Consider the following 22253-nt stretch of genomic DNA (forward strand, 5'->3'; position numbering starts at 1 on the left):
CAAGCCGGTGGGTCATGGGGTCGGCCTCTCCGGGCCGCGGTCAGCAGTCCCGGAACTCCGGCGACTGGTTCAGCACCTGGCTGCGCACCGAGGTGAAGCGGGCCAGCTTGTCGTCCACCGAGGTGTCCAGCGGGAACACGGCCACCCGGTGGCAGTTCTGGAAGGCCAGCCGCACACCGAAGTGGCGCTGCAGCGCACCGCGTATGGCGTCACTGGCGAGTGCGCGCAGCAGCTGGCCGCGCGCCCGCTCGTCCGGCGGGGGCGTCTGGTTGTCGGCGAAGGGACCGCCGTCCACCTTCAGCTGGGCCACCAGGGAGCTGATCATCTCCCACGCGTAAGGCAGGGAGGTCCGGACGCAGTCGACGAATTCTGCTTCGTCGACCTCGCCTCGCTCGGCCTGTTCGAGTAGGGCCGGTGAGACGTCGAGCGACATGGGTTCTCCTCTCGCACCCCCGACGAGCAGGGGTTGCCGGACAGATGGGGGAGTTCGCGATATCGAACACGCTGAGTACACCTGCGGCGACCTCCCGTTCTCTACGGTAGGCAACCGTCGGTGACCACACCAGCAGATTGCGTATATGGAACGGTCCCATTGCGCCCTTAATCGGCCAGGGATGAACAAGAGTTTCCAGGGATAAATGGGGTGGCCCACTGTGCGCCGGAGCCGGGTGGGAGGCGGATGAGGGCAGGCGAATCGCGTGCACCAGTGTGTGTCGAGTAGCGTTGCCGACCATGCGTCTCGTCATTGCCCGATGCTCGGTCGACTACGCCGGCCGGCTCACCGCCCACCTGCCCTCGGCGCCCCGCCTGATCCTGGTCAAGGCGGACGGCAGCGTCTCCATCCACGCGGACGACCGGGCCTACAAGCCCCTCAACTGGATGTCGCCGCCCTGCACCCTGAAGGAGGGGACCGGTGACGAGACGGGTGTCTGGACCGTCATCAACAAGGCGGGCGAAAAGCTGATCATCACGATGGAGGAGATCCTCCATGACTCCTCGCACGAACTGGGCGTGGACCCCGGCCTGATCAAGGACGGCGTGGAAGCACACCTTCAGGAACTGCTCGCCGACCGCATGGAGACCCTCGGCGAGGGCTGGAGCCTCATCCGGCGCGAGTACATGACCGCGATCGGCCCGGTCGACATCCTCTGCCGCGACGCCGAGGGTCAGACGGTCGCGATCGAGATCAAGCGGCGCGGTGAGATCGACGGCGTCGAGCAGCTCACCCGCTACCTGGAGCTGCTGAACCGCGACCCGCACCTCGCACCGGTCCGTGGCGTGTTCGCCGCCCAGGAGATCAAGCCGCAGGCCCGCGTGCTGGCCACCGACCGCGGCATCAACTGCCAGATCCTCGACTACAACGCCCTGCGTGGCATCGAGGACGACAAGCTCCGCCTGTTCTGACCGCGCCACGCCGTCCCGGCCCGGGGTGAACCTCCCCCGGCCGGACGGCCACGCCCCATCCCGAGCCGCCTGCCCCGAGCAGGCGGCTCTTTCTCGCTCCCGCGACCCCGGCAAGATCCGGAAGACAGGCCCTGGATCCGGAGGGCTCGGCCTAGACGATCTCTTCGGTCTCGCTCGGCGACGCGCTCTCGGGCGTCTGCGAGGCCGTCGCCGAGCCGGCGGCGCTCGGCGCGGTCGTACCGCCGTCGGCCCCTGTCGTGGTGCCGGTGCCGCCGTCGGTCGTGGTGCCGGTGCCGCCGTCCGTCGCGCCGCCCGTGGGGTCACCGGTCGCGCCGTCCGTGGAGCCGCCGTCCGTCGCACCGCCCGTGGGGCTGCCGGTGGTGCCGGTGGTCGATCCTCCGGCGCCTCCGGTCGTGGTGCCGCCCGTCGGGGAACCGGTCGTGCCGCCCGTCGTGCCGCCGGTCCCGCCGCCCGCACCGCCGCCCGTGCCGCCGGACGTCGAACCGGACGGCTTGGTGGACTTGGAGGGCTTCGGGGTCGCGTCCGACGGCTTGCCGGACGCGGACGCCGTGCCGGTCCCGGACGGGTCGCCGCTGCCGGACGGCGTCGCGGCGCCCTCGGTGCCGTCCGAGCCGGGGCCGGTGGGACGGCTGGTGGCGGTGCCGGTGTCGCCGGAACCGCTGTCGTCCCGCTTGGGGGCGGCCCCCAGGTTGCCGTCGTCCAGGCCCTGGGTCGCGGACGGGTCGACCTCGACGCTGCCCGCGGGGTTCTTGTCCGCGTTCTCGTTGGACGTCATGCCGAGCGTGACGACCGTGCCGAGCACGGCGGCGAGCAGGGCGCCGGAGCCGACCGCGACCAGGTTGCGGCGCGCCACCCGCCCGATGCCGCCGCGGGTCTCGGAGGCCGGGGACTGCGAGGAGACGAGGGTGACGTCGGCGGAGCCGTACAGCGGCCCGTAGGAGGCCGGGGTGCCACCACGCGGGGGCGCCGGCTCCTCGTGTCGGGTCTCCGGCACCTCCTCGGCGGCCATGGCCGCCAGCGCCGCCATGGCGACCGCTCCGGGCACGTCGCCCGAGCGGTCGGCGACCAGGGCGAGCGCGCGCCGGCCGGCGACGGTGCCCCGCTTGTCGGCGAGCGCGCCGCGCAGGCCGTTGGAGGTCTCCAGTTCGGCGCGGGCCCGGTCGAGCTGGCCGCCGCACAGCGCGAGGACGCCCAGCTCGTGGTGGAAGTAGGCCTGTTCGGCCGGTTCCCCGGAGAGCCGGGAGGCCTCGGCGCCGGAGCGCAGCGCGCGCTCCCAGGCGCCCCACTGCAGCCCCGCGGCGAAGGCGGGCGCGGCCGTGCGGGCGAGCTGCACGGCGGGGGCGTCCTCGTCCTCGGCGGGCGCCGTGGTGTCCGGCACGACGACCGCGAGCGCGGCCAGGACGGCGTCGGCCTCGGCGCACACCCGCTCGGGGGTGACGGAGGGGTGGCCGGCCCACCAGGTGTAGTGCTGGGCGGCGGTGAGGGCGCGCTCGGCGCGGTCGCTGTCGTACCCGGCGGCCTCCAGCTGGGCCGGCACGCCGGCGGCGAGGCGGTAGCGGGCGCCGACCGGGGAGACCAGGCCGCAGGCCGCGAGTTCGCCGAGGGCCGCGTCCGCGTGGGTGTCGCCGACCAGCGCGGGCAGGTGCGCCTGGTGCGGCACCTCGCCGCCGAGCGCGACGGCGAAGCGGAGCGTGTCGCGGGCGGAGGCGCTGAGCCGGGCGGCGAGCAGCGGGGCCGGTCCCGCGGCCTCGCCGAGGGAGGGCAGCGGGATCTCCTCGCCCCCGTCCGCGTCGAAAGCCGGCTCGAAAGCCGCGTCGAAGGCGGGGTCGGCCGCGGGCCGCACGTCCTCGAAGACGCCGTACTCGTCCACCGCGCCGGTGCTGGCGCGCAGTTGGTCGCGCTGCCGGAGCAGGGCGCCCGCCTGGACGAACCGCAGCGGCAGGCCCTCGGACTCGAACCACAGGTCGCCGGCCCAGTTCGCCTCCTCCTCGGTGAGGGTGCGGCCGACGGCCCGCTCAAGGATCTCCACGCCGCCCGCGCGGTCGAGGCCGCCGAGGACGACCTCCTCGACCTCGGAGGCGGCGGAGGGGGCGGGCACGTCCGGGGTGGCGCCGAGCAGGAACGCGCACTCGGGGGTGGCGTCGAGCAGTTCGTCGAGGGCCGCGCCGCCGAGTTCGGCGTCGTCCACGACGACGACCGCGCCGACCGTCCGGACGAGTTCGAGGAGCTGCTCCTCCTCGGGCCGGAACTCCTGGGCGTCGTAGACGGCGTGGAAGAGGTCGCGCAGCAGTTCGACGGCGGTGCGGTGGTAGCCGGTGAGCCGGACCACGCCGTCGGGGGCGAGGTCCCCGCAGTCCTCGGCGACGAGGTCGAGCAGGGCGGTGCGGCCGGAGCCGCCGGGGCCGGTGAGGCGTACGGAACGGCCGCGGGCCAGCAGCCGGACCAGCTGCTCGCGTTCGTCCTCGCGCTCCAGCAGAGGGAGGGCGGGCTCGGACGGGCCGGCCGGTGCCGCGGGGCGGGCGGCGAGAGCGGTCTCGGCGCGTTCGGCGGCGGTGCGCCTGCGCGGCGGGGCAGGGCGCCGGCCCGGCGGGCAGAGCTCGATCTCGCTGCCGTCGACGGGGTTGACCGTCAGCAGGAGGTCGCCGGAGACGAGCCGCGCCGTGCGGACGGGCGCGCTCTGGCCGAATTCGGAAGTCAGCGATTCCCGGGGCGGGCGGCGGCTCGGCACCTGGTCGCGCTCCTCGGGTCCCGGCATGATCGGGTCCATAGGTTCAAGCCCCCCAAAAGCGTCATATGCCCTGTGTCGGCCCCTCCCGGCCTGCTGCACACGTGCGCTGTCGCTTCTGGTCCGGGCCCGCTCGAGGGTTGCGAGGCAGCGGGCGACCGAACCCTAAACCTTCGCACAGTATCCACGACAGGGCGGGGTGCCACGCCGTCCGAGACGTCACGGTCCGATCAGGATTGCTCCCGTCGCACGGTTCGCCTCCTGCGTCCGGGTCTCGGGACTCCCCCGGAGCCCGGTTCGTTCCCGGTGACCGCTTTGCCGCGAGCCCGGCCCGCGCGCGCCGGCGGAACCGTCACGCCCGGGCGGTCACACCCGCGGCAGCGACTCCAGGCCGATGCCGCCCTCGATGGCGAGGATGCGGTGCAGCCGGGTGGCGACCAGCAGGCGCCGCATCTGGGCCGGCACCCCGCGCAGCACGAGACGGCGGCCGCAGCGGCCGGCCCGCCGGTGGGCGCCCATGATGACGCCGAGTCCGGTGGCGTCCCAGGAGTCGAGCTCGGACAGGTCGAGCACGAGGTCGCCGACCCCGTGGTCGACGGCCGAGTGCAGGGCCGTACGGGCGTCCGCCGCGCTGCGGACGTCGAGGCGGCCCCCGACGACCAGCTCGGCGTGGTCGCCCCTGATGTGCATATCCGCTCCCCGGTGCGTGCGTGTGGCGTTCTCCGTGACGGTGCTGTGCAACGTCTGACTGTGTGAGTGGCTGGGCGGTTGCTGTTTGTAAGCGAACCGATACCGAATTCACCCCCAGGGGTGATTCCCCCGGGGGATCTGTCCGGATGCGTACGGATCAGTACGTGTAGAAGCCCTGCCCGCTCTTGCGGCCGATGTCACCGGCGTCCACCATCCGGCGCATCAGCTCCGGCGGGGCGAACTTCTCGTCCTGGCACTCGGTGTAGATGTTGCCGGTGGCGTGCAGCAGGATGTCGACGCCGGTCAGGTCGGCGGTGGCCAGCGGGCCCATGGCGTGCCCGAAGCCCAGCTTGCAGGCGAGGTCGATGTCCTCGGCCGAGGCGACACCGGACTCGTACAGCTTGGTGGCCTCGACGACGAGCGCGGAGATGAGGCGGGTGGTCACGAACCCCGCCACGTCCCGGTTGACGACGATGCAGGTCTTGCCCACGGACTCGGCGAACTCCCGCGCGGTGGCGAGGGCTTCGTCGCTGGTCTTGTAGCCGCGGACCAGCTCGACGAGCTGCATCATCGGCACGGGCGAGAAGAAGTGCACACCGACGACCCGCTCGGGGTGCTCGGTGGCGGCCGCGATCTTGGTGATCGGGATGGCGGAGGTGTTGGAGGCGAGCACGGCGTCCGGGCGCACGATCTTGTCGAGCGCACGGAAGATCTCGTGCTTGACCTCCAGCTTCTCGAAGACGGCCTCGACGACGATGTCGGCGTCGGCGGCGGCGTCCAGGTCGGTGGTGGCGGTGATCCGGCCGAGGGCGGCGTCGGCGTCGTGCGCCTCCAGCTTCCCCTTGGAGACGAACTTGTCGTACGACGCCTTGATGCCGTCGGTGCCTCGCTTCAGGGCCTCGTCGGTGACGTCACGCAGAACGACGTCCCAGCCGGCCTGTGCGGCGACCTGGGCGATGCCGGACCCCATGAGACCGGCCCCGATGACGGCGAGCTTCCGTGCCACTCCGACTCCCCTTACACGCTGTTTAAGTTGCTCCTCCGGCGGACCTTAGCGCTCTGCCGACCGGTTGAGGACGGTAAGTAATGCGTGTCACGGTCTCAGGGGGTGAGACACCGGTCACGTCGGCCATGGACGGTCAGCCGGCCCTGCGCGCCGCGCAGTTGGGGGCCTTTCCCGCCCGAGCGCCGCCGCCCGGGTCAGGAGGGCCGCCGCGCCCCGCGCGTCGCACCCCGTCCCGTGCGGCGGTCCGTGGACGGCGGGCGCGCGGGTGCTGAACGGCGTTCTCGCCGGCGTCCGCCGCGCGGTGGCCGCCGTGACGGCCGGCACACGCGTGTTCCGGACGGCCGGGGCGTAACTAGGCTGGTCGCATGGTCAATCTGACGCGCATCTACACCAGGACCGGCGACACGGGCACCACCGCACTCGGTGACATGAGCCGGGTCGCCAAGACCGATCTGCGGATCTCCGCGTACGCCGACGCCAACGAGGCCAACGCGGTGATCGGCAGCGCGATCGCGCTGGGCGGGCTGGAGGCGGAGGTCGTCGAGGTCCTCACCCGCGTCCAGAACGATCTGTTCGACGTGGGCGCGGACCTCTCGACGCCGGTGGTGGAGAACCCCGCCTACCCGCCGCTCAGGGTCGAGCAGTTCTACGTCGACCGGCTGGAGGCGGACTGCGACCGCTTCAACGGGCGGCTGGAGAAGCTGCGCTCCTTCATCCTGCCCGGCGGCACGCCCGGCGCGGCCCTGCTGCACCAGGCGTGCACGGTGGTACGGCGGGCCGAGCGCTCCACCTGGGCGGCCCTGGAGGCGCACGGCGAGGCCATGAACCCGCTCACCGCGACCTACCTCAACCGCCTGTCCGACCTGCTCTTCATCCTGGCCCGCACCGCGAACAAGGAGACCGGCGACGTGCTGTGGGTGCCGGGCGGCGAACGCTGACCCCCTCCCGGGCGGCCGGCGCCCCGTCCCGCCCGGCACGCCCACGGGCGCCGGGCCCGCGCCGGCCGCCCGGGACACCGGTCCCCGCGCCCCCGGCACCGCGCCACCGGCCGTGACACCGGGGGCCGGTCAGCGGTCCGCGTCGCTCGTCGCGTCGCGGTCGGCGGCGGCCGCGGCGGACTCGGCGGCGTCCACCTTCTTCTCCATCTCCGCGTAGCCCGAGGGCGTGCCCGCGGGGGCACCCGACGGGGTCGCCGCCGGTGCGCCGCCCGGCGCCGCGCCGTCGTGTCCGCCGCAGCCCGCCGTGAGGGCGACCAGCGCGCCGACCGCGAGGGCGGCGAGCACCGGCCCGCGGCGGCGGCCCGCTCCGGGGCGCGATCCGGTCCCGGGGCGCAGTCCGGTTCCGGGGCGGGCCGTCCGGGTGCGCATCACTTCGCCGCCTTGCCGCCGTCGTTGTCCTCGCACCACGTGCGGACGCCCGCGAGGTCCTTCTGGCGCTTGCCGAGGTTGTCCCGCAGCGAGACGCGGAAGTCCAGCCGGTCCTGCAGGAAGCGGGCGATCTCGTCGTGCCCGGCCTTCTTCGCGTTGTCGACGCGCTGCTGGAGCCGGGCCACGGAACCGCGGCGGCCGGTGCCCGCGCCGAGCCGGTCCAGGGCGCGGTCGATGCGCCGGTCGATCCTCGGCACCCGCTTGCACAGGGCGCGCGCCCCGTCGCCGGACGGCTTCGCGGCCGAACCGCCGTCCGCCGCCTGCGCGGCGCCCGCCGCGCCCACGAGGACGGCCGTCGCGGCGAGCCCCGCGAGCAGCGTGCGTGTCTGTCGTCGTACCTGCATGCGCGTCTCCGTTCGCTTCCCGGACGGCGGGTCCGCCCGTCCGGCGCGACGCACGTTAGGGACCTTCTTTGGGGAAACTCTGTGACCGCTCCGGACCCGCTGTGCCGATCAGCCAGTCCCGCCGGACGGGGGTCGCGCCGGGGTGCGGGGGCAGCCGGACCTCGAAGCGCGCCCCCGGGCCGTCCGGGCGGCCGGTCACGGTGACGCTCCCCCGGTGCAGCTCGGTCTGCTGGGCGACGAGGGTGAGGCCGAGGCCCGAGCCGGCGCTGTCCGGGCCGCGCCGGAACCGTTCGAAGACCTGTTGCCGGGCCTGGGGCGGGATGCCCGGACCGCGGTCGTCGACGGTGACGACGACCTGACCGGCGTCGCCGTGGACGCCGACCCGCACCCGGGCCCCGCCCCGCTCGTCGCGGCCGTGGGCCAGCGCGTTGCCGAGCAGGTTGTCGAGCAGCAGGCGCAGGCCGGGCTCCCAGCCGTGCACGGTGAGCCCGGGTGCCGCGTCCAGGGTGATGTCGGCGTCCCGGGCGCGGCGGCGGGCCTCGGCGACGGCGGTGTCGGCCAGCTCGGCGAGGTCGACCCGGCCGAAGGTCTCCGCCTCCACGAGGTCCCCGCGTCCCAGCTCGCGGAGCATCACCAGCAGGCCGAGCATGCGGGCGTGTTCCCCGCGCAGGTCGTCCAGGACCTCCTCGCGGTCGGGCGCGGGCAGGCCGGGGTGGCCGGTGAGGATGTCGAGGTTGGTGCCCATGCTCATCAGCGGGGTGCGCAGTTCGTGCGCGGCGGCGGAGGCGAAGGAGCGGGCGGTGTCCAGGGCGTCGGCGGTACGGGCGGCCTGTTCGTCGTACCGGGCGAGGACGGTGCGCAGGGTGGCGGCGAGCTCGTCCACCTCGCCGACCCCGGTGCGCTCGTGGGCGGGCCGGGCACTGCTGGCGCGCGGGTCGAGTCCGGCGGTACGGCGGGTCAGGCGGCGCAGGGGCGCGCTCGCGCCGGCGGCGACGCCCCAGGCGAGCAGTCCGGACAGCGGGGCGGCGAGCAGCGCGGTGGCGAACACCCGGCGCCGCACGAGGGTGAGCCGGGCGCGGCTCGCGGTGTCGGGCGCGAAGACCCACAGGGTGCCGGTCACGGCGCGGCCGCGCACCGGGCGGGCCAGGGCGCGCCAGGCCCGGGCGCCGTCCCGGACGGTGACGGGACCGGTGGCGGACGCGGGCAGGCGCACGCCGGGTCCGGGCTGGGGACCGCCGCTGAAGGCCGCGCCGGGGCCGGTGACGCGTACGCCGATGTCGAGCGCGGCGTCGAAAAGCCGCCGTTCCCGGGTGTCGGCGGCCTTGGGCCGGTCGTCGGCCGAGGCCCGCAGCAGGGCGCGGGCGTCCGGGGCGACGGCCGCGGCGCGCCGGCGCAGTTGCTGGTCGTCGGCGGCGCGCAGGTCCCGGCTCACCAGTTGCAGCAGCAGCCCGCCGCAGGCGAGGACGAGCAGCGGGACGGTGCAGCCGACGGCGATGCCGACGCGGGTGGACAGTCTCACGGGGTGTCCCTCGTCTCCCGCAGCACGAAGCCGACCCCGCGCACGGTGTGGACGAGCCGGGGGCGCCCGCCGGTCTCCAGTTTGCGGCGCAGATAGCTGACGAAGGTGTCGACGGCGTCGCTGCGGACGTCGAAGTCGTAGCCCCACACCCGTTCCAGGAGCTGGTCGCGGGTGAGGACGAGCCCGGCGTTGCGGACGAGCACCTCCAGGAGCGCGAACTCGCGCCGGGTCAGCTCCAGCGGGCTGCCGTCGCGTTCGGCGGTGCGGGCGGCCGGGTCGATCACCAGGCCCGCCGCGCGCAGCACCTCGGGGCCGGCCGGCGGGCGGCGGCGCAGCAGCGCGCGCAGCCGCAGCACCAGTTCCTGGAGGGCGAAGGGTTTGACCAGGTAGTCGTCGCCGCCCGCCTGGAGTCCGGCGATGCGGTCGGCGGTCTCGTCGAGCGCGGAGAGCATGAGCACGGGCAGGTCCCGGCCCTCGCCGCGCAGGCGGGCGCAGACCTGGATGCCGCTGAGGCCGGGCATCGACACGTCGAGGACCAGGACGTCGGGCGGTGCCTGCCCGATGGCGGTGAGTGCCTCGGTGCCGTCGGCGGCGGTCCGCACCGTGAACCCGTTGAGCCGCAGGCCGCGTTCCAGGGAGCGGCGGATCGCCGCGTCGTCGTCGACGACCAGGACCGTCCCAGGGCGTGCCGTGTCTTCCATGCGCCCTCCTCATCGCCGGACATCGCCGGACAGGGTACGGGCCGCACCGCGGGCGAGGTCCGGCGCGGGTCCTGCCGGACCTCGGTCCCGTCGGGTCCGGCAGACCTCGCGCGCCGCACGCGTGCCGCCAATCCCCATTACCGGTAAGCGAGTTGGCGTTCCAGCCGAACTTCGGCCAACTGGTCCAGACCTATTGACCGATGGTCCGGACCTTCCTATTCTCACCGCACCGTGGGCGTGAAGGCTCAGTCATGCCCCTGACATCCCCACACTTAGGGAGGCGCAGCATGCGCTTCAGACACAGAGCCGCGGCAGGGTTCGCGACCCTGCTTCTCCCCCTGGCCGGCCTGGCGGGTCCCGCGCAGGCGGCAGCATGGGGGTCCCCCCGCTCGAGCGCAGCCGCGAGTGGGGGAGCCACCGCCACCTACGCCAAGACCCAGGACTGGGGCACCGGCTTCGAGGGCAAGTGGACCGTCAAGAACACCGGCAGCGCGGCCATCAGTTCCTGGACGATCGAGTGGGACTTCCCCTCCGGCACGTCGGTCACCTCCGCGTGGGACGCGGACGTCACCTCCTCCGGCACCCACTGGACCGCCAAGAACAAGTCGTACAACGGCTCGCTCGCCCCGGGCGCCTCCGTCTCCTTCGGCTTCAACGGCGCCGGGACCGGCTCCCCCGCCAACTGCCGGCTCAACGGCGACAGCTGCGACGGCACCACGGTCCCCGGTGACGCGGCCCCCTCCGCGCCCGGCACCCCCACCGCGTCGAACATCACCGACACCTCGGTGAAGCTGTCCTGGTCGGCCGCCACCGACGACAAGGGCGTCAAGAACTACGACGTGCTGCGCGACGGCGCGAAGGTCGCCACCGTGACGACGACCTCGTACACGGACACGAACCTGACCGCCGGCACCGACTACTCCTACACCGTGCGGGCCCGCGACACCGCCGACCAGACCGGCCCGGTCAGCGGCTCGGCCGCCGTGCACACCACCGGCGGCGGCACCAATCCCCCGCCCACCGGGAACAAGATCAAGCTCGGCTACTTCACCGAGTGGGGCATCTACGGCCGGAACTACAACGTCAAGAACCTCGTGACGTCGGGCTCCGCCGCGAAGATCACGCACATCAACTACGCCTTCGGCAACGTCACGAACGGCCAGTGCGCGATCGGCGACTCCTACGCCGACTACGACAAGGCCTTCACCGCCGACCAGTCGGTCAGCGGCGTCGCCGACACCTGGGACCAGCCGCTGCGCGGCAACTTCAACCAGCTGCGCGAGCTGAAGGCCAAGTACCCGAACATCAAGGTGCTGTGGTCCTTCGGCGGCTGGACCTGGTCCGGCGGCTTCGGCCAGGCCGCCCAGAACCCCGCCGCCTTCGCGCAGTCCTGCTACAACCTGGTCAAGGACCCGCGCTGGGCCGATGTCTTCGACGGCATCGACATCGACTGGGAGTACCCCAACGCCTGTGGCCTGTCCTGCGACACGAGCGGCTCCGCGGCCCTGAAGAACGTCCTGTCCGCGCTGCGCGCCAAGTTCGGCTCCTCCGCCCTGGTCACCGCGGCCACCACCGCCGACGGCACCAACGGCGGCAAGATCGACGCCGCGGACTACGCGGGCGCCTCCCAGTACGTCGACTGGTACAACGTGATGTCGTACGACTTCTTCGGCGCCTTCAACCCGCAGGGCCCGACGGCCCCGCACTCGCCGCTCACCTCGTACAGCGGCATCCCGACGCCGGGCTTCGACACGGCCGACGCGATCGCCAAGTTCAAGGCGAAGGGCGTCCCCGCGAGCAAACTGCTGATCGGCATCGGCCTGTACGGCCGCGGCTGGACCGGCGTCACCCAGGACGCCCCCGGCGGCACCGCGACCGGGCCCGCCCCGGGCACCTACGAGCAGGGCATCGAGGACTACAAGGTCCTCAAGACGTCCTGCCCGGTCACCGGCACGATCGCCGGCACCGCGTACGCCCACTGCGGGAGCAACTGGTGGTCGTACGACACCCCGTCCACCATCGCCGGCAAGATGAGCTGGGCCAAGGGCCAGGGGCTCGGCGGCGCGTTCTTCTGGGAGTTCAGCGGCGACACCGGCAACGGTGAGCTGGTGAGCGCCATCAGCGGCGGTCTGTCGTAAGAAAGTGCGAAGGGTCGCAGGGCCCTCACCGCGTCGACCCTCCCCCGGACTCCGGAGGAGGGTCGACCCGTGTGTCAGGCCACGTTCACCCTCTGCCCGGGGGGAGCCGCCTCCAGCCAGGCCAGGAAACCGGTCAGCGCGTCCTCGCTCATCGCGAGCTCCAGGCGGGTGCCGCGGACGGTGCAGGCGAGGACCACGGCGTCGGACAGCAGCGCCAGTTCCTCCTCGCCCTCCGGCAGCCGGCGGCCGGCCACCTCGATGGCCGAGCGCTCCAGGGTGCGGCGCGGGCGCAGGGCGTAGGAGAAGACGCGGTACCACTCGATGCGGTCGCCGTTGTAGCGGGCGACGCCGTAGCTCCAGCCCTTGCCGCCGGCGTCCGCGAGTTCGGTCACGTCCCAGCGCAGCGAACAGTCGAAGGTGCCGCCGGAACGCTGGATCAGCCTGCGCCGCAGTCCGAACAGGAACAGTCCCACCACCACGAGCGCTACCACGATTCCGCACACAGTCAGAGCGAGGACCATCGGCACCGACCTCCCCGTCTCCCAGGTAGTGGAACTTCGTTCAGTACTAGATAGTTCAGTACTAGGTAATGAAAGCGGAAAAACACCCACATCTGCCTCAGCCGCGACCGGCACCGGATTGCTCCGGGCCGGCCGCGGCTGAGTGACATCTTCGACGTGGCACTCCCCCAGAGCCTAAAGGGCCTGGGAGGTGCTTCCGGTCAGCGCGCCGATGCCGCCCGCAGACGGACGTCGGCGCGCAGGGCCGCCTCCGCGTCGTCCTCCGCCTTCGCGCGCTCGAGCTCACGCTCCACGCGCTGGACGTCGATCTCTTCCGCCAGCTCGGCGATCTCGGCCAGCAGCGACAGCTTGTTGTCGGCGAACGAGATGAAACCGCCGTGCACCGCGGCGACGACCGTTCCGCCCTCGCTCGTACGAATGGTCACCGGGCCCGACTCCAGCACACCGAGCAGCGGCTGGTGACCGGGCATGACGCCGATGTCGCCGGAGGTGGTGCGCGCGACGACCAGGGTGGCCTCGCCGGACCAGACCTGGCGGTCGGCGGCGACCAGCTCGACGTGCAGCTCAGCAGCCAAGGTTGGCTCCTCGGGTCACCACCCGGTGGGAATACCGGGTGTTGGATAACAAGTCTAGTGGGCCTCGGTGCGCGGGAGCGCCGTGGCCCGTCCCGGCCGGGCCGGGGCCCGGGGGTCACCCCCCGGGGATACAGCAGTGGGCGTGGATGAGGGGGCGGGACGCACCCGCCCCCTCACCGAGAGCACGAGGCTCAGGAGACGCCGAGCTCCTTCGCGTTCTGCTTCAGGTCCTCGATGCCACCGCACATGAAGAACGCCTGCTCCGGGAAGTGGTCGTACTCACCGTCGCAGATCGCGTTGAACGCGGCGATGGTCTCGTCCACCGGAACGTCCGAACCGTCCACGCCGGTGAACTGCTTGGCGACGTGGGTGTTCTGGGACAGGAAGCGCTCGACTCGACGGGCACGGTGGACAACGAGCTTGTCCTCCTCGCCCAGCTCGTCGATACCGAGGATCGCGATGATGTCCTGAAGGTCCTTGTACTTCTGCAGGATGTTCTTGACACGCATCGCGCAGTTGTAGTGGTCCTGCGCGATGTAGCGCGGGTCCAGGATCCGGGACGTGGAGTCCAGCGGGTCCACGGCCGGGTAGATGCCCTTCTCCGAGATCGGACGGGACAGAACCGTCGTCGCGTCGAGGTGGGCGAAGGTGGTGGCCGGGGCCGGGTCGGTCAGGTCGTCCGCGGGGACGTAGATCGCCTGCATCGAGGTGATCGAGTGACCGCGGGTCGACGTGATGCGCTCCTGGAGGAGACCCATCTCGTCGGCCAGGTTCGGCTGGTAACCCACGGCGGACGGCATGCGGCCGAGCAGCGTGGAGACCTCGGAACCGGCCTGCGTGAAGCGGAAGATGTTGTCGATGAAGAACAGCACGTCCTGCTTCTGGACGTCACGGAAGTACTCGGCCATGGTGAGGCCGGCCAGCGCGACGCGCAGACGGGTGCCCGGGGGCTCGTCCATCTGACCGAAGACCAGGGCGGTCTTGTCGATGACGCCCGAGTCGGTCATCTCCGCGATGAGGTCGTTGCCCTCACGGGTGCGCTCGCCGACACCGGCGAACACGGAGACACCGTCGTGGTTGTTGGCGACGCGGTAGATCATCTCCTGGATGAGCACCGTCTTGCCGACGCCGGCACCGCCGAACAGACCGATCTTGCCGCCCTTGACGTACGGGGTCAGCAGGTCGATGACCTTGACGCCGGTCTCGAACATCTCGGTCTTCGACTCGAGCTCGTCGAAGTTCGGGGCCTTGCGGTGGATGGACCAGCGCTCGCCCTCGTGCTTCTCCTCGGAGTTCAGCACCTCACCGAGGGTGTTGAACACCTTGCCCTTGGTGAAGTCACCGACGGGGACGGTGATGCCGTCGCCGGTGTCGGTCACCGTGGCCTGGCGGACCAGACCGTCGGTGGGCTGCATGGAGATGGCGCGGACCATGCCGTCGCCCAGGTGCTGGGCGACCTCGAGGGTCAGCGTCTTCTTCTCGCCGTCGTTCGCCGGGTCGGCGACCTCGACGTGAAGGGCGTTGTACATCTCGGGCATCGCGTCGACGGGGAACTCCACGTCGACGACCGGGCCGATGACCCGGGCGACGCGGCCCGTGGCCGTCGCGGTCTCAACAGTGGTGGTCATTATCGGTCACTCCCCGCGGTCGCGTCGGCCAGGGCGCTGGCGCCACCGACGATCTCGCTGATTTCCTGGGTGATTTCGGCCTGGCGGGCCGCGTTGGCAAGACGGGAGAGCGTGTTGATCAGCTCGCCCGCGTTGTCGGTGGCCGACTTCATCGCGCGCCGCGTGGCAGCGTGCTTCGAAGCGGCCGACTGGAGCATCGCGTTGTAGATGCGGCTCTCCACATAGCGCGGCAGCAGGGCGTCGAGGACGTCCTCCGCCGAGGGCTCGAAGTCGTACAGCGGGAGGATCTCGCCCTGCGGCGAGGCCTCCTCGGCGACCTCTTCGACGTTCAGCGGCAGCAGCCGGGTTTCGACCGCCGTCTGCGTCATCATCGAGACGAACTCGGTGTAGACCATGTAGAGCTCGTCCACACCGCCTTCCGAGTCGGGCGTCTCGATCGCCTTGATCAGGGGCGCCGCGACCTTCTTGGCGTCCCCGTACGTCGGCTCGTCGGTGAAGCCCGTCCACGACTCCACGACCTTGCGCTCGCGGAAGTTGTAGTGGGCGATACCGCGGCGGCCGACGATGAACGTCTCGACCTGCTTGCCCTCACGCTCGAGGCGTGCGGTCAGCTGCTCCGCCGCCTTGATGGCGTTGGAGTTGAAGGCGCCGGCCAGACCGCGGTCGCTCGTGAGGAGCAGGACCGCGGCACGGGTCGGGTTCTCCGCCTCCGTGGTGAGCGGGTGCTTGACGTTCGACCCGTTGGCCACCGCCATGACCGCGCGCGTGAGCTCGGTCGCGTACGGCGTGGAGGCCGCCACCTTGCGCTGCGCCTTGACGACGCGCGAGGCGGCGATCATCTCCATCGCCTTGGTGATCTTCTTGGTCGCGGTGACGGATCGGATGCGACGCTTGTAGACCCGGAGCTGGGCTCCCATGAGTCAGGTCCCTTCCTTACGTCACTTGGCGGCAGCGGCCGGGGCGTCCTCGCCGAGCAGCTTGCCGTCGGAGGTCTCGAACTGCTTCTTGAACTCCGCGATCGCGTCACCGATGGCCTGCAGCGTGTCGTCGGACAGCTTGCCGCCCTCACGGATGGAGGTCATCAGACCGCCGTGCTTGCGGTGCAGGAACTCCAGGAGCTCCTTGTCGAAGCGACGGATGTCGTCGACCGGCACGTCGTCCATGCGGCCCGTACCACCGGCCCAGATCGAGACGACCTGGTCCTCGGTGGACATCGGCTGGTACTGGTTCTGCTTCAGCAGCTCCGTCATGCGCGTACCGCGCTCCAGCTGCTGCTTCGAGGCCTGGTCCAGGTCGGAACCGAAGGCGGCGAACGCCTCCAGCTCACGGAACTGGGCGAGGTCGACGCGCAGTCGGCCGGAGACCTGCTTCATCGCCTTGTGCTGCGCGGAACCACCGACTCGGGAGACGGAGATACCGACGTTCAGCGCGGGGCGCTGACCGGCGTTGAACAGGTCCGACTCCAGGAAGCACTGGCCGTCGGTGATGGAGATGACGTTGGTCGGGATGAACGCCGAGACGTCGTTGGCCTTCGTCTCGACGATCGGCAGACCGGTCATCGAGCCGGCACCCATGTCGTCGGAGAGCTTGGCGCAGCGCTCCAGCAGGCGGGAGTGCAGGTAGAAGACGTCACCCGGGTAGGCCTCGCGGCCCGGCGGACGGCGCAGCAGCAGGGACACGGCGCGGTAGGCGTCGGCCTGCTTCGACAGGTCGTCGAAGACGATCAGGACGTGCTTGCCCTGGTACATCCAGTGCTGACCGATGGCCGAACCGGTGTACGGCGCCAGGTACTTGAAGCCGGCCGGGTCGGACGCCGGGGCGGCGACGATGGTCGTGTACTCCAGCGCACCGTTCTCCTCCAGCGCGCGGCGCACGCCGGCGATGGTGGAGCCCTTCTGGCCGATGGCGACGTAGATGCAGCGGACCTGCTTCTTCGGGTCGCCCGAGCGCCAGTTGTCGCGCTGGTTGATGATCGTGTCGACGGCCAGGGCGGTCTTGCCGGTCTGGCGGTCACCGATGATGAGCTGACGCTGACCACGGCCGACCGGGGTCATCGCGTCGACGGCCATGTAGCCCGTCTCCATCGGCTCGTGGACCGACTGGCGCTCCATGACCGTGGGGGCCTGCAGCTCGAGGGCGCGGCGGCCGTCGGTCTCGATCTCGCCGAGACCGTCGATCGGCTTGCCGAGCGGGTCGACGACACGGCCGAGGTAGCCGTCGCCGACCGCGACCGAGAGGACCTCACCGGTGCGCTGCACCGGCTGACCCTCCTCGATGCCACTGAACTCACCGAGGACGATGGCGCCGATCTCGCGCTCTTCCAGGTTGAGCGCGAGGCCGAGGGTGCCGTCCTCGAACTTCAGCAGTTCGTTGGCCATGGCCGAGGGAAGACCCTCGACCTTCGCGATGCCGTCGCCGGCAAGGGTGACCGTACCGACTTCCTCGCGCGAGGCCGCGTCCGGCTTGTACGACTGGACGAAGTTCTCCAGCGCGTCCCGGATCTCCTCCGGCCGGATCGTGAGCTCCGCCATCTGGGTTCCCTGCTCTCCTTGTTGGGCCCGAAGTTTCACTTTGGGGGGATGGGGACTCCCCCCTGAAAGAGGTGAATCCTCTGCACGGCCCAACCAGGGCCGTAATTGCGTACGTACTGCTTTTGAGTTACTAGCTCGCCATACGGCGCGCGGCGTCGTCCAGCCGGTCCGCGAGGGAGCCGTTGATGACCTCGTCACCGACCTGCACCCGGATACCGCCGACGACGTCGGGGTCCACGTCCAGGTTGAGGTGCATCCGGCGGCCGTAGAGCTTCGCCAGGGCGTCGCCCAGGCGCTGCTTCTGCGGTCCGCTCAGCGGCACCGCCGAGGTGACGGTCGCGACCATACGGTCCCGGCGCTCCGCGGCCAGCTTGGACAGGGACTCGAGTCCCGCTTCCAGGCTACGTCCGCGCGGCGCGGTGACCAGGCGGGTGACCAGACGCTCGGTGACCGGCTTGGCGCGGCCGCCGAGCAGCCGGTGCAGCAGCTCGGCCTTGGCCGAGGTGCTCGCCGACCGGTCGGTCAGCGCGGCGCGCAGCCCGGTGTCGGAGGCGACGATCCGGCCGAACCGGAACAGCTCGTCCTCGACGTCGTCGAGCGTGCCTGCCCTCTCCGCGGCGGTGAGGTCGGCGATGTCCGCCAGCTCCTCCAGCGCGTCGACCAGGTCACGGGGCTGCGACCAGCGGGTGCGGACCATCCCGGCGACCAGGTCGGCGGCAGCGCCGCTCACCTGGCCACCGATCAGCCGCTGAACCAGCTCGGCCTTGGCCTCGGCGGGCTGCGCCGGGTCGGTGACGGCCCGGCGCAGGCCGGCCTCGCGGTCGAGCAGCGCGGTGACGGCGGCCAGCTCGTCGGCGAGCTTCGTCGCGTCGACGGACGTGGAGTCCGTCAGCGCGTCGAGACGCTCGCGTGCGGCTGCCAGGGCCTCGCGGCTCGCTCCGTTCATCGCGTGGCCTCGGCCTTCTCCTCGAGCTCGTCGAGGAAGCGGTCGATCACACGGCTCTGACGGGCGTGGTCCTCGAGGGACTCACCCACGAGCTTGCCGGCCAGTTCGGTGGCGAGCTTGCCGACGTCCTGCCGCAGGGCCGAAGCGGCGGCCTTGCGGTCGGCCTCGATCTGGGCGTGACCGGCGGCGACGATCTCCTCACGCTGACGCTGGCCCTCGGCCCGCATCTCGGTGATGAGCGCGGCACCCTGCTCCTGAGCCTCCTGGCGCAGGCGCGCGGCCTCGTGGCGGGCCTCGGCGAGCTGGGCCTTGTACTGCTCAAGGACGCTCTGGGCCTCGGTCTGCGCGGCCTCGGCCTTCTCGATACCGCCCTCAATGGCCTCGCGGCGCTCTTCCAGAACCTTGTTGATGTTCGGGAGGAGCTTCTTGGCGAGGAAGCCGAAGACGATGACGAAGGCGATGAGGCCGATGACGAGCTCTGGGATCGGCGGGATGAGGGGGTTTTCGGCCTCCTCCGCCGCCAGCATGACCAGGGGGCTCATATCAGTGCCTTTCGTCTAATGGTGCGCGGCGGTCGGGTCAGGAGGCCGGGTAGACGAACGGCATGACCAGACCGATCAGGGCGAGCGCCTCACAGAAGGCGAAGCCGAGGATCTGGTTGGCGCGGATCAGGCCGGCAGCCTCGGGCTGACGGGCGAGGGCCTGCGTGCCGTTACCGAAGATGATGCCGACGCCGACGCCCGGGCCGATGGCGGCGAGACCGTAACCGATGGAGCCGAGGTTGCCCTTGATCTGGACGCCGGCGGCAAGGGTTTCGAGAGCGGACATGCCGGTTCTTCCTTCTCTTTCAAAGACCGGTGGGGGTTGGCCACCGGATGTCTGGGTGGGTGGTCGGGAGGCTCAGTGGTTCTCGGCGAGCGCGCCCTGGATGAAGCTGCAGGTCAGAAGCACGAAGACGTACGCCTGGACAGCCTGGATGAACAGCTCGAAGGCGGTCATGACGATGACCATCACGAACGAGACACCGGAGTAGGCGATACCGATGCCGTTCAGCATGTACCAGCTGGCGATCGTGAAGAGCAGCAGCAGCGTGTGACCGGCGAACATGTTCGCGAAGAGTCGCACGGCGTGCGTGAACGGCCGGACGAGCAGGTTCGAGAAGAGCTCGATCGTCATCGACAGCGGGAGCACCCCGCCGAGCGACTTGTCGTAGCCGGTGAAGTTCTTGAAGGCGCCGACGAAACCGTGTCGCTTGAACGTCAGGGACACCCAGAGGATGTAGACGATCGCGGCCAGGCCGGCCGGGTACGAGATGATCGCGGTGACCGGGAACTGGGCGACCGGGATGATCGACCAGAGGTTCATCATCCAGACGAAGAAGAAGAGCGAGACGACCAGAGGTACGTACTTCTCGCCTTCCTTCTTACCGATGGTCTCGTAGACGACACCGCGCCGGATGAAGTCGTAGCCCGACTCGGCGATCATCTGCAGCTTGCCCGGGACGACCTTGGGCTTCGCGAACGCGGCCCAGAAGAAGGCCACGACGATGATCGAACCGAGCAGCGCCAGCAGCATCGTCTTGTTGAAGTACAGGTTGCTGTCCGCGTTGCCCCAGAGGGGCTTGAACAGGAACGAGTGCAGGCCCGGAGCCGGGAAGCCGCACCCGGTGAACAGGTGACAGCTGGTGTCGGAAGCGAGCGTCGGATCAGCACTCACCGCGGGCTCCTTCATCGTGGCGCATAGGTACGGCAACCTCGTTGTGTCGGCGCGGTGTGCAACCGCGGTTCGGCACGGGACTGGTGTAACGGATGTGGGGGCGGCTGAGGGGCATCTCGCCTCGCAATGGAACAGGCGTCAGCTCGGATGCCCGCGCCCGCGATGCCGCAGTTGGCACCGGACGATAGCAGGATCTCTCGTACGCCTTTATCCCGGCCCTACCTCTCACGACGAGTGCCCTGTCTTTTCGGGCTTGTCGCCCTTCGACGAGGCATCGGGATCGACGTAGAGAATCTTGGCCTTCATGTGCGCACGCGTCTGCGCGGCGATCCACGTGAGCGTGCAGACCACGATCACGATGGCGAAGGCCCGGGGGTTGAACAGCGTCGTGTTCTTGAACACGGCGATGAAGACGACCATCAGCAGCAGCTGAGCCGCGTAGAGCATCAGGCCCATCATCTGGAACAGCTGCGGGAAAGACTTGGCGGTGCGCTGGAGCACGTACAGGCCGAGCCCCATGAGGACGGTGACGACCAGCGTCGCGATGACGGCCCCGATCGCGCCCTTGGCGCCGGCGACACCACCGCTGACGGCGGTGGCGACAGCACCGACGACAACCGTGGGCACGGCGGCCTGGGTCAGGATCCGGACGTCATTGGACGGCATGGCGGCAACTCCGCTTTCACAGGGGGCAGGGTGTCGTCATGGACGAGCGTAGTCCCGGGCTGAGTGATCGAGATCTCACACCAAGAGACCGTGGCACTACGGGTCTTCGGTTCTCTCCGGGGTTCTCGTGAACCGTATCACAAACTATTTGATGAGGTCTTTACTCTCTGAGTGTGCTCGGTGTCACACATGAGAGTGAAGTTGCACGCCTGTGCAAAAACCGAGCCCACTTGTCTGGTATTGGGGGGCTTTGCTCCCCCACGAGATGGCAATGCTCTAGTCAGATTCTTACCTTGAGGCTCCGGGGGACCTCAGCGCATACGCGAACGGGGGCCGATCGCGGTCGCTCCGTTGACGCCCGGGACCGCGGCCGTGACCGGCGCCGTGACGGGCACCTGTCCGTCGTCCCCCGACGGCTCCGCGGAGGCCGCCACGGCGGCGTCCCCGGGCTCCTCGGTGAACGTGTCGTCCTGCTCGCCCGCGGCCTCCCCCGCGGGCCTGCGGCGCCTGCGGTAGCGCGGCGGCACGAACCGCTGGGCCCACATCGGGGCGCGCGGCGTGAAGCGCGGCAGGAGCAGCAGCACGAGGCCGATGGCGCTGAAGAACACGACGCCGAGCACGATCCACATCGACGCCGAGTTGACCGAGTAGGCCAGCGCGCCGAAGGCGATGAGGGCCGACCAGAAGTACATGATCAGCACGGCCCGGCTGTGCGAGTGGCCGATCTCCAGCAGCCGGTGGTGCAGGTGGCCGCGGTCGGCGGCGAACGGGGACTGGCCGCGCCAGGTGCGGCGCACGATCGCGAGGACCAGGTCGGCGGCGGGCACCGCGATGATCGTCAGCGGCAGCAGCAGCGGGATGTAGACGGGCACCGTCTGGTGCACCGCGGCCTTCTCCGAACCCGTGAACAGCGCGAGGGCGTCCGGGTCCACCTGCCCGGTGATGGAGATGGCGCCGGCCGCCAGGACCAGGCCGATGAGCATCGAGCCCGAGTCGCCCATGAAGATCCGCGCGGGGTGCATGTTGTGCGGCAGGAAGCCCAGGCACATGCCCATCAGGATGGCCGAGAAGAGGGTCGCCGGAGCGGCGGCCTCGATGCCGTACGAGGTCCAGATGCGGTAGGCGTACAGGAAGAACGCCGTCGCCGCGATGCCCACCATGCCGGCGGCGAGACCGTCCAGGCCGTCCACGAAGTTCACCGCGTTGATCGTGACGACGACCAGGGCCACGGTGAGCAGGGTGCCCTGCCACTGGGTGAGTGCCACGTTGCCGACGAACGGGACGGGCAGCCACAGGATCGTCAGACCCTGGATGACCATGACACCGGCGGCGATCATCTGACCGCCGAGCTTGATCAGCGCGTCGATCTCGAACTTGTCGTCCAGGACACCGATCAGCCAGATCAGCGCGGCCCCGGAGAGCAGGGCGCGCGGCTCGTTGGACTTGGCGAAGACCTCGTTGAGGTTCGTGAGGTGGTCCGCGACGAGCAGTCCGGCGCACAGGCCGAAGAACATGGCGATACCGCCGAGGCGCGGAGTGGGCTCCCGGTGCACGTCACGTGCCCGGATCTCCGGCATGGCTCCCGCCACGATCGCGAATTTACGTACCGGCCCTGTCAGCAGATACGTCACCGCGGCCGTGATGCAGAGCGTCAGCAGGTATTCACGCACGGGCTTCCCCACAGGTCTCGCTGGC

Annotated in this window: 22 protein-coding genes; 3 read left to right on the plus strand and 19 right to left on the minus strand. The window is 70.8% G+C overall.

Going from position 1 to position 22253, the window contains the following annotated elements; genetic code table 11:
* Positions 1–40: 40 nt before the first annotated feature.
* Positions 41–433, minus strand: a complete 393-nt coding sequence (locus tag ACIPRD_RS01660; RefSeq protein WP_356405356.1) for an SCO5389 family protein — start codon at positions 431–433, stop codon at positions 41–43.
* A gap of 299 nt (positions 434–732) precedes the next feature.
* Here ACIPRD_RS01660 and nucS point away from each other — a divergent pair, with 299 nt between their 5' ends.
* The gene (gene nucS, locus ACIPRD_RS01665; RefSeq protein ID WP_356405359.1) at positions 733–1404 is read left to right on the plus strand and encodes an endonuclease NucS; all 672 of its coding nucleotides are present in this window, start codon (positions 733–735) and stop codon (positions 1402–1404) included.
* Between the two features lie 151 nt (positions 1405–1555).
* Here the strand turns inward: nucS and ACIPRD_RS01670 are convergent, their stop codons facing one another.
* The 3 genes from ACIPRD_RS01670 to ACIPRD_RS01680 form a co-directional block, all read right to left on the minus strand.
* Positions 1556–4192 carry an ATP-binding protein gene (locus tag ACIPRD_RS01670; RefSeq protein ID WP_401559047.1) on the minus strand — a complete coding sequence of 879 codons (2637 nt, stop codon included), beginning with the start codon at positions 4190–4192 and terminating at the stop codon, positions 1556–1558.
* 324 nt (positions 4193–4516) lie between these two features.
* On the minus strand, positions 4517–4840 hold the full coding sequence (locus tag ACIPRD_RS01675; RefSeq protein ID WP_356405363.1) for an STAS domain-containing protein: 324 nt from the start codon (positions 4838–4840) through the stop codon (positions 4517–4519).
* A gap of 157 nt (positions 4841–4997) precedes the next feature.
* A complete protein-coding gene (locus ACIPRD_RS01680) occupies positions 4998–5846 on the minus strand; it encodes a 3-hydroxyacyl-CoA dehydrogenase family protein (protein ID WP_356405365.1) in 849 nt (282 codons plus the stop codon).
* 365 nt (positions 5847–6211) lie between these two features.
* Here ACIPRD_RS01680 and ACIPRD_RS01685 point away from each other — a divergent pair, with 365 nt between their 5' ends.
* On the plus strand, positions 6212–6784 hold the full coding sequence (locus ACIPRD_RS01685) for a cob(I)yrinic acid a,c-diamide adenosyltransferase (RefSeq protein ID WP_356405367.1): 573 nt from the start codon (positions 6212–6214) through the stop codon (positions 6782–6784).
* Positions 6785–6913: 129 nt separating this feature from the next.
* On the opposite strand, the gene ACIPRD_RS01690 is transcribed toward ACIPRD_RS01685, so the two are convergent.
* Genes ACIPRD_RS01690 through ACIPRD_RS01705 form a run of 4 tightly spaced genes read right to left on the minus strand, consistent with a single transcriptional unit; the run spans position 6914 to position 9837 of the window.
* The gene (locus tag ACIPRD_RS01690; RefSeq protein WP_401559050.1) at positions 6914–7213 is read right to left on the minus strand and encodes a hypothetical protein; all 300 of its coding nucleotides are present in this window, start codon (positions 7211–7213) and stop codon (positions 6914–6916) included.
* A complete protein-coding gene (locus ACIPRD_RS01695; protein WP_356405371.1) occupies positions 7213–7617 on the minus strand; it encodes a hypothetical protein in 405 nt (134 codons plus the stop codon). The genes ACIPRD_RS01690 and ACIPRD_RS01695 overlap by 1 nt, the downstream gene beginning before the upstream one ends.
* Before the next feature lie 55 nt (positions 7618–7672).
* Positions 7673–9136 (minus strand): sensor histidine kinase, encoded by a 1464-nt coding sequence (locus tag ACIPRD_RS01700; RefSeq protein WP_401559053.1) that lies wholly within the window; start codon positions 9134–9136, stop codon positions 7673–7675.
* Entirely contained in the window at positions 9133–9837 is a 705-nt protein-coding gene (locus ACIPRD_RS01705; RefSeq protein WP_356405376.1) for a response regulator transcription factor, read from the minus strand. The genes ACIPRD_RS01700 and ACIPRD_RS01705 overlap by 4 nt, the downstream gene beginning before the upstream one ends.
* A 287-nt stretch (positions 9838–10124) precedes the next feature.
* On the opposite strand from ACIPRD_RS01705, the gene ACIPRD_RS01710 reads away from it, so the two are divergent.
* Positions 10125–11975 (plus strand): glycosyl hydrolase family 18 protein, encoded by a 1851-nt coding sequence (locus tag ACIPRD_RS01710; RefSeq protein WP_401559057.1) that lies wholly within the window; start codon positions 10125–10127, stop codon positions 11973–11975.
* A gap of 74 nt (positions 11976–12049) precedes the next feature.
* On the opposite strand, the gene ACIPRD_RS01715 is transcribed toward ACIPRD_RS01710, so the two are convergent.
* The 11 genes from ACIPRD_RS01715 to ACIPRD_RS01765 all read right to left on the minus strand — a co-directional run bounded on the left by ACIPRD_RS01715 (position 12050) and on the right by ACIPRD_RS01765 (position 22228).
* Positions 12050–12496, minus strand: a complete 447-nt coding sequence (locus ACIPRD_RS01715; protein WP_356405380.1) for a DUF2550 domain-containing protein — start codon at positions 12494–12496, stop codon at positions 12050–12052.
* 200 nt (positions 12497–12696) lie between these two features.
* Complete coding sequence (locus ACIPRD_RS01720; RefSeq protein ID WP_356405382.1) at positions 12697–13071, minus strand: F0F1 ATP synthase subunit epsilon; 375 nt, start codon at positions 13069–13071, stop codon at positions 12697–12699.
* Positions 13072–13262: 191 nt separating this feature from the next.
* Positions 13263–14699 (minus strand): F0F1 ATP synthase subunit beta, encoded by a 1437-nt coding sequence (atpD, locus tag ACIPRD_RS01725; RefSeq protein ID WP_356405384.1) that lies wholly within the window; start codon positions 14697–14699, stop codon positions 13263–13265.
* The gene (locus ACIPRD_RS01730) at positions 14699–15616 is read right to left on the minus strand and encodes a F0F1 ATP synthase subunit gamma (RefSeq protein ID WP_356405386.1); all 918 of its coding nucleotides are present in this window, start codon (positions 15614–15616) and stop codon (positions 14699–14701) included. The genes atpD and ACIPRD_RS01730 overlap by 1 nt, the downstream gene beginning before the upstream one ends.
* 21 nt (positions 15617–15637) lie before the next feature.
* A complete protein-coding gene (atpA, locus tag ACIPRD_RS01735; RefSeq protein WP_356405388.1) occupies positions 15638–17230 on the minus strand; it encodes a F0F1 ATP synthase subunit alpha in 1593 nt (530 codons plus the stop codon).
* 130 nt (positions 17231–17360) lie between these two features.
* A complete protein-coding gene (locus ACIPRD_RS01740; RefSeq protein ID WP_356405390.1) occupies positions 17361–18176 on the minus strand; it encodes a F0F1 ATP synthase subunit delta in 816 nt (271 codons plus the stop codon).
* Positions 18173–18718, minus strand: coding sequence for a F0F1 ATP synthase subunit B (locus tag ACIPRD_RS01745; protein ID WP_356405393.1), 546 nt, complete (start codon positions 18716–18718; stop codon positions 18173–18175). The genes ACIPRD_RS01740 and ACIPRD_RS01745 overlap by 4 nt, the downstream gene beginning before the upstream one ends.
* Positions 18719–18755: 37 nt before the next feature.
* The gene (locus ACIPRD_RS01750) at positions 18756–19004 is read right to left on the minus strand and encodes an ATP synthase subunit C (RefSeq protein WP_018544514.1); all 249 of its coding nucleotides are present in this window, start codon (positions 19002–19004) and stop codon (positions 18756–18758) included.
* Positions 19005–19076: 72 nt separating this feature from the next.
* Entirely contained in the window at positions 19077–19907 is an 831-nt protein-coding gene (gene atpB, locus ACIPRD_RS01755; protein WP_356405396.1) for a F0F1 ATP synthase subunit A, read from the minus strand.
* Positions 19908–20117: 210 nt separating this feature from the next.
* Entirely contained in the window at positions 20118–20558 is a 441-nt protein-coding gene (locus tag ACIPRD_RS01760; RefSeq protein WP_356405398.1) for a hypothetical protein, read from the minus strand.
* Positions 20559–20869: 311 nt separating this feature from the next.
* The gene (locus ACIPRD_RS01765) at positions 20870–22228 is read right to left on the minus strand and encodes an MraY family glycosyltransferase (protein ID WP_356405400.1); all 1359 of its coding nucleotides are present in this window, start codon (positions 22226–22228) and stop codon (positions 20870–20872) included.
* Between the last annotated feature and the right edge of the window lie 25 nt (positions 22229–22253).

The organism is Streptomyces sp. NPDC090108, from assembly GCF_044747185.1.
Lineage (GTDB): Bacteria > Actinomycetota > Actinomycetes > Streptomycetales > Streptomycetaceae > Streptomyces.

What these genes read in the sequence shown, in the direction of transcription:
- ACIPRD_RS01660 (WP_356405356.1), bottom strand. Translation starts at nt 433, where the DNA reads ATGTCGCTCGACGTCTCACCGGCCCTACTCGAACAGGCCGAGCGAGGC.
- nucS (WP_356405359.1), top strand. Translation starts at nt 733, where the DNA reads ATGCGTCTCGTCATTGCCCGATGCTCGGTCGACTACGCCGGCCGGCTC.
- ACIPRD_RS01670 (WP_401559047.1), bottom strand. Translation starts at nt 4,192, where the DNA reads ATGGACCCGATCATGCCGGGACCCGAGGAGCGCGACCAGGTGCCGAGC.
- ACIPRD_RS01675 (WP_356405363.1), bottom strand. Translation starts at nt 4,840, where the DNA reads ATGCACATCAGGGGCGACCACGCCGAGCTGGTCGTCGGGGGCCGCCTC.
- ACIPRD_RS01685 (WP_356405367.1), top strand. Translation starts at nt 6,212, where the DNA reads ATGGTCAATCTGACGCGCATCTACACCAGGACCGGCGACACGGGCACC.
- ACIPRD_RS01690 (WP_401559050.1), bottom strand. Translation starts at nt 7,213, where the DNA reads ATGCGCACCCGGACGGCCCGCCCCGGAACCGGACTGCGCCCCGGGACC.
- ACIPRD_RS01695 (WP_356405371.1), bottom strand. Translation starts at nt 7,617, where the DNA reads ATGCAGGTACGACGACAGACACGCACGCTGCTCGCGGGGCTCGCCGCG.
- ACIPRD_RS01705 (WP_356405376.1), bottom strand. Translation starts at nt 9,837, where the DNA reads ATGGAAGACACGGCACGCCCTGGGACGGTCCTGGTCGTCGACGACGAC.
- ACIPRD_RS01710 (WP_401559057.1), top strand. Translation starts at nt 10,125, where the DNA reads ATGCGCTTCAGACACAGAGCCGCGGCAGGGTTCGCGACCCTGCTTCTC.
- ACIPRD_RS01715 (WP_356405380.1), bottom strand. Translation starts at nt 12,496, where the DNA reads ATGGTCCTCGCTCTGACTGTGTGCGGAATCGTGGTAGCGCTCGTGGTG.
- atpD (WP_356405384.1), bottom strand. Translation starts at nt 14,699, where the DNA reads ATGACCACCACTGTTGAGACCGCGACGGCCACGGGCCGCGTCGCCCGG.
- ACIPRD_RS01730 (WP_356405386.1), bottom strand. Translation starts at nt 15,616, where the DNA reads ATGGGAGCCCAGCTCCGGGTCTACAAGCGTCGCATCCGATCCGTCACC.
- atpA (WP_356405388.1), bottom strand. Translation starts at nt 17,230, where the DNA reads ATGGCGGAGCTCACGATCCGGCCGGAGGAGATCCGGGACGCGCTGGAG.
- ACIPRD_RS01740 (WP_356405390.1), bottom strand. Translation starts at nt 18,176, where the DNA reads ATGAACGGAGCGAGCCGCGAGGCCCTGGCAGCCGCACGCGAGCGTCTC.
- ACIPRD_RS01745 (WP_356405393.1), bottom strand. Translation starts at nt 18,718, where the DNA reads ATGAGCCCCCTGGTCATGCTGGCGGCGGAGGAGGCCGAAAACCCCCTC.
- ACIPRD_RS01750 (WP_018544514.1), bottom strand. Translation starts at nt 19,004, where the DNA reads ATGTCCGCTCTCGAAACCCTTGCCGCCGGCGTCCAGATCAAGGGCAAC.
- atpB (WP_356405396.1), bottom strand. Translation starts at nt 19,907, where the DNA reads ATGAAGGAGCCCGCGGTGAGTGCTGATCCGACGCTCGCTTCCGACACC.
- ACIPRD_RS01760 (WP_356405398.1), bottom strand. Translation starts at nt 20,558, where the DNA reads ATGCCGTCCAATGACGTCCGGATCCTGACCCAGGCCGCCGTGCCCACG.